The 14201-nt window shown below is 30.9% G+C and carries 16 protein-coding genes; 15 read left to right on the top strand and 1 reads right to left on the bottom strand.

Features of this window, described 5'->3' with window-relative positions; translation table 11 throughout:
- Positions 1–11: 11 nt before the first annotated feature.
- From ACWJJ2_RS01425 to ACWJJ2_RS01490, 14 genes are all read left to right on the top strand, one after another.
- Positions 12–710: a DUF881 domain-containing protein gene (locus tag ACWJJ2_RS01425; RefSeq protein WP_462953742.1), complete on the top strand. Its 699-nt coding sequence runs from the start codon at positions 12–14 to the stop codon at positions 708–710.
- A 137-nt stretch (positions 711–847) separates the two neighbouring features.
- Complete coding sequence (locus ACWJJ2_RS01430) at positions 848–1519, top strand: YggS family pyridoxal phosphate-dependent enzyme (RefSeq protein WP_462953743.1); 672 nt, start codon at positions 848–850, stop codon at positions 1517–1519.
- A gap of 2 nt (positions 1520–1521) precedes the next feature.
- Positions 1522–1968: a cell division protein SepF gene (locus ACWJJ2_RS01435; RefSeq protein ID WP_165412107.1), complete on the top strand. Its 447-nt coding sequence runs from the start codon at positions 1522–1524 to the stop codon at positions 1966–1968.
- Positions 1969–2039: 71 nt separating this feature from the next.
- On the top strand, positions 2040–2291 hold the full coding sequence (locus ACWJJ2_RS01440; RefSeq protein WP_462953744.1) for a YggT family protein: 252 nt from the start codon (positions 2040–2042) through the stop codon (positions 2289–2291).
- A 24-nt stretch (positions 2292–2315) separates the two neighbouring features.
- Entirely contained in the window at positions 2316–3089 is a 774-nt protein-coding gene (locus ACWJJ2_RS01445) for a YlmH family RNA-binding protein (protein WP_462953745.1), read from the top strand.
- Between the two features lie 15 nt (positions 3090–3104).
- A complete protein-coding gene (locus ACWJJ2_RS01450) occupies positions 3105–3725 on the top strand; it encodes a DivIVA domain-containing protein (protein ID WP_165412105.1) in 621 nt (206 codons plus the stop codon).
- Between the two features lie 106 nt (positions 3726–3831).
- Complete coding sequence (locus ACWJJ2_RS01455; protein ID WP_165412104.1) at positions 3832–4524, top strand: 5'-methylthioadenosine/adenosylhomocysteine nucleosidase; 693 nt, start codon at positions 3832–3834, stop codon at positions 4522–4524.
- Between the two features lie 118 nt (positions 4525–4642).
- Positions 4643–5242 carry a TraR/DksA C4-type zinc finger protein gene (locus ACWJJ2_RS01460; RefSeq protein ID WP_216302483.1) on the top strand — a complete coding sequence of 200 codons (600 nt, stop codon included), beginning with the start codon at positions 4643–4645 and terminating at the stop codon, positions 5240–5242.
- Positions 5243–5345: 103 nt separating this feature from the next.
- On the top strand, positions 5346–5792 hold the full coding sequence (lspA, locus tag ACWJJ2_RS01465; protein WP_216302484.1) for a signal peptidase II: 447 nt from the start codon (positions 5346–5348) through the stop codon (positions 5790–5792).
- Complete coding sequence (locus ACWJJ2_RS01470) at positions 5793–6704, top strand: RluA family pseudouridine synthase (protein WP_216302485.1); 912 nt, start codon at positions 5793–5795, stop codon at positions 6702–6704.
- A gap of 222 nt (positions 6705–6926) precedes the next feature.
- Positions 6927–7463 carry a bifunctional pyr operon transcriptional regulator/uracil phosphoribosyltransferase PyrR gene (gene pyrR, locus ACWJJ2_RS01475; protein ID WP_220285930.1) on the top strand — a complete coding sequence of 179 codons (537 nt, stop codon included), beginning with the start codon at positions 6927–6929 and terminating at the stop codon, positions 7461–7463.
- Between the two features lie 96 nt (positions 7464–7559).
- The gene (gene uraA, locus ACWJJ2_RS01480) at positions 7560–8843 is read left to right on the top strand and encodes a uracil permease (protein WP_220285929.1); all 1284 of its coding nucleotides are present in this window, start codon (positions 7560–7562) and stop codon (positions 8841–8843) included.
- 151 nt (positions 8844–8994) lie between these two features.
- Complete coding sequence (locus ACWJJ2_RS01485) at positions 8995–10134, top strand: THUMP domain-containing class I SAM-dependent RNA methyltransferase (RefSeq protein ID WP_216302488.1); 1140 nt, start codon at positions 8995–8997, stop codon at positions 10132–10134.
- 404 nt (positions 10135–10538) lie between these two features.
- On the top strand, positions 10539–11000 hold the full coding sequence (locus ACWJJ2_RS01490) for a hypothetical protein (RefSeq protein ID WP_216302489.1): 462 nt from the start codon (positions 10539–10541) through the stop codon (positions 10998–11000).
- 414 nt (positions 11001–11414) lie between these two features.
- Here the strand turns inward: ACWJJ2_RS01490 and ACWJJ2_RS01495 are convergent, their stop codons facing one another.
- Positions 11415–13154 carry an Rqc2 family fibronectin-binding protein gene (locus tag ACWJJ2_RS01495; RefSeq protein WP_220285928.1) on the bottom strand — a complete coding sequence of 580 codons (1740 nt, stop codon included), beginning with the start codon at positions 13152–13154 and terminating at the stop codon, positions 11415–11417.
- Between the two features lie 184 nt (positions 13155–13338).
- Between ACWJJ2_RS01495 and dapF the strand changes: the two genes are divergently transcribed.
- Complete coding sequence (gene dapF / locus ACWJJ2_RS01500; protein WP_220286024.1) at positions 13339–14160, top strand: diaminopimelate epimerase; 822 nt, start codon at positions 13339–13341, stop codon at positions 14158–14160.
- Positions 14161–14201 lie beyond the last annotated feature (41 nt).

A 14201-nucleotide genomic window follows, 5' to 3' on the forward strand; every position in this document is an offset into this window, starting at 1 on the left:
GAGGTGATTAAATGAAAAATAATGAAGCTACCGTTTTTGTTTTTATTGCTTCAATAATCCTAGGACTTCTTATTGCTATGAATATCGGATTTGAGGGGAAAAATACTGTTTTAGATGTAAAACAGTATGATGTAGCCTACAATGAGAGAACTAAATTGTATTCTGAATTAAGCAATTTAAAAGAAGAATATTATAAAACTTATTCAAAGCTCGAAAAATATGATAGTAGCGATGAAAAAAAAGCTGAAATTACTAAAGTTATTCAAGATGAAGTTAGTAATAATAATATATTCTTAGGGAAGACTGACGTTGAAGGTCCTGGAATTGAAATTATATTAGATGATGCTGATAATTATGTTAATAGTGATCAGTTAATTCATGATAATGATGTTATTCAAGTGATAAATGACCTCAAAAATGCAGGGGCAGAAGCAATTTCTGTTAATGGAGAAAGGATTATTTATGATAATTATGGATTTTGCGGTGGGCCTTATATCAATTTACATGGGGTTAAGATAGTAAGCCCATTTTATATCAATGCCATAGGGAATAAAGATGTGTTGTATAATTATTTAACGCTAGACCAAACCTATATGACATTATTGAAGACTAGAAATGTTAAAGTTAATATTCTTAAGACGGATAATGTAGAAATAGCGGCATATACGGGCTATTTTAAATATAATTATATGAATCCCACAAAAAAATAAATTGGTATAATTAAAAATAATATTAATTTATAAAAAAATGAAGGAATTTTATGTTTAATGAAGAAATAAGTAGAAATAGGAGATGACAATTAATAATTGTTTTATGTCAGAAAGATTATTAAGGAGGGGACGGATAGTTGACTATTGGGGAAGCTTATAACAAAATAAAAAGCGAGATTCCAGAAAATGTAACACTAATATGCGTTTCTAAGACTAGACAAATTGATGAAATAAAAGAAGCATACACATCTGGGGCTAGAGATTTTGGAGAGAATAAAGTACAAGAATTAATTGGAAAATATGATAGCTTAGACATTGATGCTAGATGGCACTTTATAGGACATTTACAGACAAATAAGGTGAAATATATAGTTGGAAAAGTTTATCTTATTCATTCTTTAGATAGCGTACATTTATTGCAAGAAATTGAAAAGCGTTATGCTTCTAAAAACGAAATTGCCAGGGTTTTAATTCAGATTAATATAGGAAAAGAAGCTGCAAAGACAGGTATAGCTGTTGAAGAAGTAAGTTCTATAATAAAAGTGTGTGAAGAATGTAAAAATGTCAAAATTAAAGGACTAATGGCTACAATTCCTATCGGTAACGATGAAAGTTCTAGAGGATACTTTACCCAGATGAAAACTATATTTGATGATCTAAAAACTTTTAAATATAAAAATGTTTCCATGGAAATCCTATCATTAGGTATGAGTAAAGATTTTCAAATTGCGTTAGAACAAGGCGCTAATATGATAAGACTTGGTGAGAAAATATTTGGTAAACGAGATTACAAGAAACTGGAGGTATAAAAATGTCAAGTAAAGTAATGAATAAGGTTATGGGGTTTTTAGGTATGGCAGAGGAAGAAGAGGATGAAGTTCAAGAAATGGAGAATGAAGAGGAAAATGTGGATATTGAATCATTGATGAATGCAAACAAAAAGCAAAGTAAGGTAGTAAATATTCATACCTCGACATCTACAAAAGTAGTTATCATAAAACCAGATGATTTTGATGAAGCAACTACCATAAGCGATAATTTAAAAGCTAGAAAAATCGTAGTAGTTAACACTAATGGATTAGAAGCTAAAACTGGTCAAAGATTATTAGATTTTGTTGGAGGAGTATGCTACGCTTTAAGTGGTGAGCTTCAGCAAGTAGAAAAAGGAGTGTATATAATGTCTCCTTCTAATGTAGAAGTTGATAATGCATTGAAAAATGAACTAAGCTCAAAAGGAATTTTTAATTGGAATAAATAGAATGAAAACATTTTAAGGGGAGCAATGAATAATTGTTGTTACCATTTGAGAAGTTCAGGAGGTTATAAAACTTGTATAGATTAATTGGAATGATTTTTAATGTGTTAGAGTATGCAATTATAATAGAAGTGGGTTTGTCTTGGGTTTATAGGGGGAGGTCAAACCAATATATAGAATTATTACATAAAATCACTGGACCTCTATTAGAGCCAGGTAGAAAAGTTCAAGAGAAATATTTTAGTAATACAATGGTAGATTTTTCACCAATAATTGCACTTATTACTTTGATGATTTTAAGAAAAATTGTGTACATTATACTGTGAATAATTTAGTGAGGTAGGATTTAAATGGAAAAAAAGGAATTTCTTAATGGTATAGATTGTGATGATAAAAATTTAATTTCTAATATATTTAATAAAATGCAAATAGCTGAAAAGACAAATAAAATCATATTTACTAATGATTTTATAACTCCAGCTATATGGAATCAAACTTCCGCTATATGCGAAAATTATAAAACAAAAGCATTCACTAATGGTATATTTAAAGAGGCTGACAGGAGAATGTTATCATTTTCAGTTGGCGGAGAACCTGAAGAATATCCTATAGATTTATTGAAAATAATCAACAAATCCAAATTTAACAAATTAGAGCATAAGGATTATTTAGGTGCAATAATGTCTCTAGGAATTAATCGAGAAAAACTAGGTGACTTAATAATTCAAGATGCAATATGTTATGCACCAGTTACTAGTGACATTAGTAATTACATAATTAATAGTTTGAATAATATAGGAAATTGTCCATGTGAAGTTAGTGAATATGATTATAAATTACAGGGCCTTCCAGAGAGAAAATTCCAAGAAAAAATCATTATATCTACGTCACTTCGCCTTGATAGTATGGTTTCAGCTATATGTAATATTTCAAGAAATAATTCAGTTGCACTAATATCTTCAGGTAAAATATTAGTGAATTACTTTCAGTGTTTAAAAAAAGATAAGGTTATCAAAAGCAATGATACTTTAACAATTAGGGGATATGGAAAGCTAAAAATTGCAGATATTAGAGGAGTCACTCAAAAGGATCGTTTAAAAGTTGCAATAAAGCAATATATTTAGTTGAGGGGGAGCAAGATGAGAATAACATCTATGGATATTAACAATAAAGAGTTTAAAAAAGGCTTAAGGGGATATAATGCTGATGAAGTCGATGAATTTTTAGATAAGGTATCTGAAGAATATGAAATTATGTATAAAGAGAATTCAACTTTAAAAGAAAAAAAGAACTTTTTAGAAGAAAAATTAGAGCATCATGTTAAAATAGAATCTACAATTCAAAATACATTAGTATTAGCTCAAAATGCAGCAGAACAAGCAAAGTTTTGCGCTCAAAAGGAAGCGGAATTGGTTATTAAAAATGCAAATGACTCTTCTCAAAGATTGATAGATAAGGCTCATAATGATGTACTTAAGATAAATGATGAATATGAAATAACTAAGCAAGAATTTGCAAAGTTTAGAACGAAATTTAGAAATTTTATGAATTGTCAATTTGAGATGTTTGAAGGCTTAGAAAATGACTATTTTAGAAATTACAATTTGGGTAATGAAGTTTATGAAAATAATGATAATATAAGCGATAGTGAAACAGATGTTTCGTTAAAATATTCTGATGTAACACTCAAAAACATTGACGAAAAAGAGTTTAATAGCAATGATATAGAAGAAATAAAAACCTTTTTTGCAAAAGGGTAAAACATAGAAATCTCACTCACTGGGTGAGATTTTTTATGTAACAAAACTGCTAAATCGAATGAGTGTAGCGTGTACTACACTAGATATTTTAAGGAGGAATAGAAAAATGAATATAGGTATTATTGGAGCAATGAAAGAAGAAGTTGAATTTTTAGTTAGGGATATGGATTTTAAAAGAAAAGATGTGAAGGCCGGAATGGAATTTAGGCTTGGTGTTATACATAGTAAAAATGTAGTTATAGTTACTAGTGGTATTGGCAAAGTAAATGCTGCGGTGTGTACTCAAATATTAATTGATGATTTTAATGTGGATTATATTATAAATGTTGGTATTGCAGGTGGGACTGTCGATAATATATATCCGGGGGATGTTGTAATAGGTGAAAATTTAGTACAACATGATATGGATGTGTCTGCATTCGGTGAAAAAAAGGGACAGATTCCAAGATTAGATACTTTTGATTTCAAATGTGATAAGACACTAATTCAATATGCGAAAGAAGCATGTAAGGATATAAAAGGACATAAGTATTTTACTGGAAGAATTGTATCAGGAGATCAATTTATTGCAGAAGCTTCTAAAATAAATTGGCTTAATTCTGAATTTGAATGTTTGGCTTGTGAAATGGAAGGAGCAAGTATTGCTCAGGTGTGCTTTTTAAATGAGATTCCATTTATTGTTATTAGATCGATATCGGACAATGCAAGTAATGGGGCTCATATGGAGTATGATGAATTTAAAGATATTGCTGTGGAGAATTCTACAAACATTTTAAATAATATGTTGAAACTTATTTAAAAAAAATTAATTATTATTAAATAAGTGTAATAAAATTCTTTCCATGAGAAAACATAAGCATATAGAAGTTTTATTTGTTTAATATTACGACTATATTAAAACTAGAGGAGTTGTTATCATGGAAAAGAATAAAATACAATATTTTAAAGAAAAATTAATAAGTGAACAGGTGCGGGTCCTTGATATTATTAATCAAATGAAACAAAATGGTGTTATAGATTCTAACAGTGAGATGGCAACTGAGTTGTCTTTTTATGACAATCACCCATCTGATACTGCATCTGAATTATTTGATAAGGAAAAGGGGCTCGCACTTAAGGGAAATGAGATGTCAACTATCAAAAAAATTGAAGATGCTTTAAAAAGCATTGAAAATCATACCTATGGTAAATGCAAGAGTTGTGGCACCGATATAAGTGACGAACGGTTAGAATTTACACCATACGCAGAAAACTGTGTGTTATGTCAAAAATCCATAGATAATAACAAGCCAGCAGAACAAAACAATAGATGCGTTGAGGAAGATGTACTTGGGATACCCTTTAGATACAGTAATAGCGGTGAAGTAGGTATTGATGCTGAAGATACTTACCAAACAGTAGAACGTTTTAATAAATTAGAAAATATATCTGAGTTTTATGATGATGACGACGACGGTTATGTTGAACCTATAGAGAAAATAAGCAATGAGCAATATAAAAATCAGTTACCAGATTAATTTAGGCAGACTAAAAAAGTATATATTGCAAAGAAATTTTAGTTTAAAACTACATTTGTAGCAATATGTACTTTTCTTTTTTATATTAAATAGGAGGAAGGGTATGGAGGCATTAATTATTTTCTTAGGGCTTATATTGGACAGATTAGCCAAAGTTTGGGCACTAAGTTCTTTGAGAGAAAAAAATGGAGTTGTATTAATTAAAGACTTTTTTAAATTTGAATATTTAGAGAATAGAGGAGCGGCTTTTGGGATTTTGCAAAATAAATTGATATTGTTAGCTTTAGTCACGTTACTTATTATATCAGGTATGATATATTATATTATTAAGTACAAGCCAAAATCGAAATTTTTAAGGATAAGCTTTGCTTTTATTATAAGTGGAGCACTAGGAAATTTATATGATAGGGTATTTTATAAATATGTAGTAGACTTTATTTTAATTCATTATAAAGAGGTATATTACTTCCCAACATTTAACATAGCTGATATGTTAGTAGTTGTGGGAACCGCGATTTTGGCAATTTCTATAGTAAAGGAAGAGGTATAAATGGACAGATATGAGTTTAAAGTTGATGAAAGTTCAGTTGGTACAAGATTAGATGTTTTTGTTTCTAGTAAGTTTGAAAATAAATCTAGAGCGTATATTCAAGGAATAATTGAAGGTGAAAATGCGGCTGTTAATGAAAAATGCAGAAAAAGTAATTATAAATTAAAACTAGATGAATTAATTACATTAGGTATTCCAGATCCCGTAGAGTTAGACGTAAAAGCCGAAGAAATACACTTGGACGTTTTATATGAAGATAGTGACGTAATTGTGATTAATAAACCACAGGATATGGTTGTTCACCCTGCACCAGGCAATTATAGTGGTACCTTGGTTAATGCACTCTTAAATCATTGCACAGATCTATCAGGCATCAATGGTGTGCTTAGACCAGGGATAGTTCATAGGATTGATAAGGACACATCTGGAGCATTAGTGGTAGCTAAAAATGATAACGCCCATAATTCTCTTGCCGCACAACTTAAAGATCATTCAATGACAAGAAGTTATTTAGCTCTTGTAGAAGGTATAATTAAAAGTGATGTAGGCACAATAGATGAACCGATCGGAAGACACCCTAAAGATAGGATAAAAATGGCAGTAGTTGAAAGTGGTAAGAAGGCTGTTACCCATTTTAAAGTAATAGAAAGATTTGATAGTAATACATTAGTAGAATGTAACTTAGAGACAGGGCGAACGCATCAAATAAGAGTACATATGGCAAGGATAGGACATCCTTTAGTTGGCGATTTGATATATGGTTATAAAAAGCAGAGCTTTAATTTAAAAGGGCAAGCTCTTCATGCGAAAAAACTTGGATTTATACACCCAAGTACTAATGAATACATGGAATTTATTTCACCCCTTCCAAGTTATTTTGAAAAACTGATTACTAAGTTGAAAAATAGTTGAAATAGCGCATAACATGTGATATTATGGTGGAAATACAATACCACATGTCAGGTGTATTGTGTTATTAATATAATATTTATCCCTTTAAATGTTCCAGAGAGATCATAAGGATAAAGATAGTAATACTATTATTTAAGTATAGTATGCCTTTACCTTTTGGTGAAGGCTTTTTTATATTAAGCTCATTAAAAGAAATAATACTATTAAGTAGGAGGCTAGGTTATGGAATTTAAATCAGTGCTGTTAGATGAAAAAGCCATAAAAAGAACATTGACAAGAGTAGCACATGAAATTATTGAAAAAAACAAAGGAACAGAAAACATTATGCTTGTAGGAATTAAAAGACGAGGAGTACCAATTGCAGAAAGAATTGCCCTTTTAATAGAACAGTTTGAGGAAATTAAAATTCCAGTAAGCAGTGTCGACATTACTTTATATAGAGACGATCTTACATCAATAGACAATCAGCCAGTATTAAATAATGTAGACTTGGAAATAGATGTAATAGGTAAAAAAATCATTTTAGTAGATGATGTTCTGTATACTGGAAGAACTGCAAGAGCTGCTATTGATGCCATAATAGATAAAGGTAGACCTCAAATGATACAATTAGCTGTTTTAGTAGATAGAGGACATAGAGAACTACCTATTAGGGCAGATTATGTAGGAAAAAATATACCTACTTCAGGTAAAGAAATTATTTCTGTTGAACTTTTAGAAATTGATGGGAAAGATTCAGTAAGCATATTTGAACTGTAGCTTCGAAGAAGATGCATAGCTTCGAAGAAGATAAATAGCTTCGAAGAAGATAAATAATCGTTTAATATAGTCTAGCGAGACTAAAAGGGGAACTAAATGAAAAATTTTGTAGATGTTGATGAAAAATTACCTTTAATAAAGACTATCCCATTAAGTTGCCAACACTTATTTGCTATGGTGGGTGCGACTATACTTGTACCAATGTTAACAGGTCTTAGCCCATCAATTGCGCTATTTTGCAGTGGTGTGGGAACACTATTGTATATTTTATGTACAAAAGCTAGGCTTCCAGCATATGTAGGATCATCTTTTGCATTTATAGGACCGATGTCAGTTGCAACAAAGTTATATGGACAAAGTTCTATGTTGTCGGGCATTATTGCAGCAGGGTTTGTATATGTAATTGTAGCTTTAATTATTAAACTTGCAGGAACCAAATGGCTAGATAGAGTACTGCCCCCAGTTGTGGTAGGTTCCGTTGTAATTGTAATAGGACTTAGCTTAGCTAGCGTAGCAATAGATTGGTCGGGTCTTAATGCATCATTTACAACCCCAGCACTTGAAGGTGTATCTAGAGGTACATGGGTATTTATATCAATGGCAACACTTGTCATAGCAATAATGGGTACTATGTATTTTAAAGGATTTTTCGGGGTAGTACCAATTTTGATTGCAATGGTAGTAGGATATACACTTTCTGTATTTTTAGGAGTAATTCCGAGTGAAGTTTTAAAGGAAATATGGTCTGCAAAATTTATTACATTACCAAGTTTTGTTATGCCTTCCTTTAACATAAATGCTATTATGCTTATTGCCCCAGTGTCTTTCGTAACACTCGCTGAACATATCGGTCATGTATATGTTACAAGTAATGTTTGCGGAAAAGACTTCGCAAAAGATCCGGGGCTTCATAGATCAATCCTTGGAGACGGTGTTGCTACCATATTTGCTGGGTTTGTAGGTGGTCCTCCTAATACGACTTATGGTGAAAACATAGGAGTTATGGCAATCACAAAGGTTTATAGTGTTTGGGTAATTGGAGGAGCCGCTATCATCGCAATTATATTATCATTCATAGGACCAGTATCTGCGGTAATAGGAAATATTCCACTACCTGTAATTGGGGGAGTTAGTGTAATGTTATTTGGAATAATTGCATCCTCTGGTTTTAGAATTTTTGTAGAAGATAAAGTTGATTTTAGTAAAAAGAGAAATCTGATTATTGCTTCAGTGATAATAGTTTTAGGTATTGGCGGAGGCGGTATTAAGGTTCCATTAGCAGGGGCAGAGGTAGAAATTGCAGGAGTGGCTTTAGCAACTTTAGTGGGTATAATATTGAACTTAGTTTTACCTGAAAATAGTAAGTCAGGAGATAACTAATAAGGTTTTCAAACAAAAGTGCCAGAGTAGTTCAGACACTTTTATTTCAATGTGCTTAATTTAAAAATTCTAGACAATACTAACAAATAGAGATATTATAATATAAGAGAGATACGAGAAATAACGTAAGAAGAAATGGGAGAGATAATATATGATGTATACTTTAATTGCCACTACTACTTTTGGAATAGAAGCGGTTACAGCAAAGGAACTAAAGGCACTTGGATACGAAGATTTAAAGGTTGAAAATGGAAGGGTAACCTTTGAAGGGGATGAAATGGATATTGCTATATGCAATACTTGGCTAAGAACAGCAGAAAGACTTTTTATAAAGATGGCTGAATTTAAGGCATTGTCTTTTGAAGACTTATTTCAAGGAACACTCGCAGTCGATTGGGGTAATCTAATACCAGAAGACGGCAATATGCATATCGTAGGCAAATCTGTAAAATCACAACTCCACAGTGTGCCAGATTGTCAAGGCATAGTAAAAAAAGCGGTAGTTGAGTCTATGAAGAAAAAATATGATAAAGAGTGGTTTTCAGAAGAAGGACCTGAGTATAAGATAGAGGTTGCAATCTTAAGAGACGTAGTAACTTTATCAGTAGATACTTCGGGTGCGGGATTACATAAGAGAGGATATAGAGAATATGCTGGTGACGCACCACTAAAAGAAACTTTAGCTGCAGCCCTTGTGTTAATAAGTAAATGGGATAGCTCAAGAGTTTTAGCTGACCCGCTTTGTGGTTCGGGAACAATTGCAATAGAAGCAGCTCTTATAGCTAAAAATATTGCCCCAGGGATAAATAGAAAATTTGTAAGTGAAACTTGGCCTAATATAGAGAGTGATATTTGGACGCAAGTTAGGGAAGGTGCAAGAAAAACTGTAAGTCCTAATGAAGTTGAAATACTAGCTTCTGATATTGATGGAAGACTATTAAAGACAGCAATTGACAATGCAGAGAAAGCAGGAGTCAAGGATTTTATAAAATTTCAAAAAATACCAATGCAAAGTTTTGCGTCTAGGCAGAAATATGGAGTTATAATAACAAACCCACCATATGGAGAAAGATTAGGTGAAGCAGAAGAAGTAAAAAGACTGCATGTTGATCTTGGAGAAATGTATTCAAGCTTAAATGAATGGTCTTGCTTTGTTATAACAGCTAACCGTGAGTTTCAGAGGGACTTTGGAAAGAAAGCAGATAAAAATAGGAAATTATATAATGGAAGATTACTATGTTATTATTATCAATATATAAAAGAGATACCTAGGAAAAAAAAGGAAGACTAAGAGTGTAGCCGTATGGAAATTCTCCTACGTGCCTTGAAATAAGACTCAAAACGTGAAATTCAATCAATAAATTCTAATCTTTTGCGAATATAAAATTTTCTGACGTTCGCACTCCATTTATTGTCAGGTTCACGAGAATTTTATATTAGCAAAAGAAGAATTTCTAAATGAAGATAAGACAAGTGATATATACATATATCACTTGTCTTATCTTTTGACTTAAAGTTCGTTGAATGGATCAGAAAAGTAGTTATATAATTTCAAAAAAATGCTGGATTTAACGATGATTTAATGTTGAATACGGAACAAAACACACCATAAAATGTTATTTTATGGTATTAGACTTAAATAAAAAATATATCAAGTATTAACAACTAAAATTATTTGCGAAGGAGAGAGTTTTTATGAGTATTATTAATATTATTATTCCATTATTTTTTATTGTGATTATTTTAAAACAGTTAAGAGATATGAAAGCATTAATGGTGCCAACAAGAAAAGGGTATGTAGAAATTATTACTGTATTATTTGGTGTGATTATTTTCATTGGTATTATATATTTTTATGCTAATACCTGGGTTCATTATGTAACAGGGGTACTAGCTATTTTTATGTTTGTAAGCATGTGGATTAAAGAAGGAATTAACTCAAAAGGCTTCATATCAATGAATAGATGTAAAGAGAGTATTTCATGGAATGAAATTGAAAAAGTTATGGTAATTAGTTCAAAGGATATAAAGGTTAAGTTAGCAGGTGAGTTTATGGAGCAGACATTTCATTTTAAAAAGAGTGATTACGATAAAGTTATTACTATTCTAAAAGAAAATTTACCTATACAAGCACAGTTACAAACTAATCCTCAATAGGGAGATGAAAAACATGACTGTCCTGTACTGAAAACTCAATTTCTAAATATGGTAATAGCTAAAGCAATCTTTAAATTAGAAGTTCCGGTTTTTATTTTGGAAAGTGAACCTAGGTATATTAAAAGCATTTTGTTGAGTATTTTAGATCGATATAGTAAACTGAGCTCAAAAAAGTTCCTACACTGGACATTATAGGAACCTTTTTAAAAGTAAGTTATTTTATAAAAATTTAGTTTAAATAAAAGGATACTATGATACAAAAATATTCAGGTCAGAAAAGCAGAAAACCCCACGATATATATTCTGTTTTACCAATATAAGGGGTTGGATTTTCAGTACAACTAAAATTAGTAGTTCTTAGAGAAGCGAATGCATTAATCGTATTGCAATACGCGTAATATATACTTTATTTATTTATTCAACTCTTTCTAAAGTACTTTCTATAGGGGTTATATACATAGTTTTATTTGTTGAGTAAATAACCATACCAGGTTTTGAACCAGAAGGTTTCTTTACATTTCTCACCTGGGTATAATCAACAGGTACACTAGAGGAATTTTGGGATTTACTATAAAATGCTGATAAGTTTCCAGCCTCGAGTAGGGTGGTTTCAGGTATATCACCAATGTTTTTAATAATAACATGAGAACCAGGTATATCCTTTGTGTGAAGCCACATATCGTTTTTGTTGGCAAGTTTTAAAGTTAAAAAATCATTTTGAATATTATTTCTACCAACATAAATATCAATGCCTTCACTTGAGATGAAGTGCATAGGTTTGGTCGGCTTTGCCTTTTTATTTTTACCTTTACTGTGTTTTTTTAATGTAATATAGTCAGTTTCTATTAATTCATTTTTAATATCTTCAATTCCATTATAATTTTCTACATTTAGTATGTTGGTGAGTACAGAATGAAGATATTTTAACTCGTTTTCAGTGAGAGTCATTTGAATTAGGCCCATTTCTTCTGCTATCTTAAATTTATTATATTTTTTATAATAGTATTGAACATTCTGCGATGGAGTTTTGTTTTCATCAAGTTTTATTTTAATGTACTCACCATCTTCACTGTAATAATTTAAAAGATTAGCAACTTTGTCACCCTTTTTAAGGGAGTGTATATTTGCAGTTAAGAGTTCACCATGTAATTTATAGGTGCCCTTAGTTTTACAGTCATTTAAGGTCGCGTTTAGTATTTTCACTTTTTTATCACAACGATTAATATTGTTATTAACTATTTTTTGAAGGTTTGAGCTTTTAGAATTTAATCTATCATGTTTATCTTTTCTAAAATAAAAAGTCTCTATTAACATAGATGGTGATTCAAATTCTTCAAAATCACAATCTTTTAATGAAGTAAGTTTTATACAATGGAAATCTTTTAGTTTATCATTCATAGCATAGGCCGCTAAAAAAATATTATCATGCATGTTTTTAAAGATGCTTATAGTGAAATCATAAATGTTTTTAGCGTGATCTAAATCAAAAACAATATTTTCCTCGTAGTACCTATAAACAAGTTCTGATGATAAGTTGGAGCTTATTCCTGTAAAAGCACCAGTGAAAAACTTTTCGGCGAATGGTATGTTTTTATCTATTAGATATTTATAGAATTCATCATACTCAAAATTAAAAGGATTTAGTTTTGTGGAAGCGGGAGGGTATATATATTCTACACCAGTGTATAAAACACGATAACTGTTGACGTCTGAACTAACATGCTTAATGCTATCCATAATTAAATTATCACGGGTACGAACTAGGCTAATATTACTGTGCCTGCCCATTATTTCAACTATTAATGAGTATACACTATCAAATCCTAATTCATCGCTGCTTTTAAAGTCAATAACTAGTAATCTATCTGAATTTAGTTGTCTTACATCTAAAACTGTGGCAGTATTTAAATATTTTCTTAGAACCATGCAAAATTTAGGCGCCTGTATTGGGTTTTGCTTATTAAAGTCTGTAAAATGAATTCTAGGATAATTGGAACTTGAACTTATTAATAACTTATAGACTTTTCTATTTTTTTTGAAACTTAATATAATTTCATCTTTTTCTGGTTGGGTTACTTTATCAACTCTACAATCTATGATTATATCTTTTATTTCCTCAACGAGGCTAGATAAATAAATTCCATCTAATGCCATATATATCATCCTTTCCTTCTGAAATGTAGTTAAATCAGCATAAATTTATATTTATGCTTTGTAAATAATATATTATATAATATACTATTATTAAGATGTATTACTATTAATAGTATACCATTAAAGAAAATTATTGAAAAGTCATGGTATGCGGATAGCAAAGAGGAGGAGTTATATGGAAATTATAAAGTTTACAAAAATGCAAGGAACGGGAAATGATTTTATTGTTATTGAAGATTTTGAGGGTAAATATGACAATTTAGAGCAGTTAGCTAGTAAACTTTGTGATAGGCATTTTGGAATAGGTGCTGATGGTATTTTAATGGTTAGAAAAAGTAATATTGCAGATATACAAATGATAATTATTAATGCTGATGGTTCATATGCGTCTATGTGTGGTAATGGCATAAGATGCTTTGCCAAATATATTTGGGAAAAAAAATATGTGCAAGGCGAGAATATAAAAATTGAAACTGGTGATGGTGTAAAGCTCGCAAGTATACGCATTAAAGATGGAGTTGCTGAAAGTGTAATTATAAATATGGGAAAATATAATTTTAACACTAAAAGTATTCCAGCTTTAGAAGAGGGAGAAATAGTTAATAAAAAGTTAGAGATTAACAATAAGGAGTACTATATTACGTCATTGCTTATGGGTGTACCACATACTATTGTTTTTGGGAAACATGAAGATTATAAGGTAGAGGAAGGGAAATTAATTGAGAATTACGGTTTATTTCCTGAAAAAACAAATGTAAACTTTTGTGAAATAGTAGCTAAAAACATGATAAAGGTTAAAACTTGGGAAAGAGGTGCAGGGCCAACTCTCGCCTGTGGCACGGGTAGTTGTGCATCAGTGGTAGCAGCCAATAGATTAGGGTATATAGAGAAAAAAGTATCGGTACAGGTTCCAGGTGGATTACTTAATATAGAGATTGTTAAAGAAGAGGTTCTAATGGAAGGGCCTGCAGAAATTACATTCGACGGAAAATTTTTTCTAAATTAATTTGCATACAACTGTCTATTTACTAATAGCGCAGTTGTTTT

It is taken from the genome of Clostridium sp. CM039 (assembly GCF_055081075.1).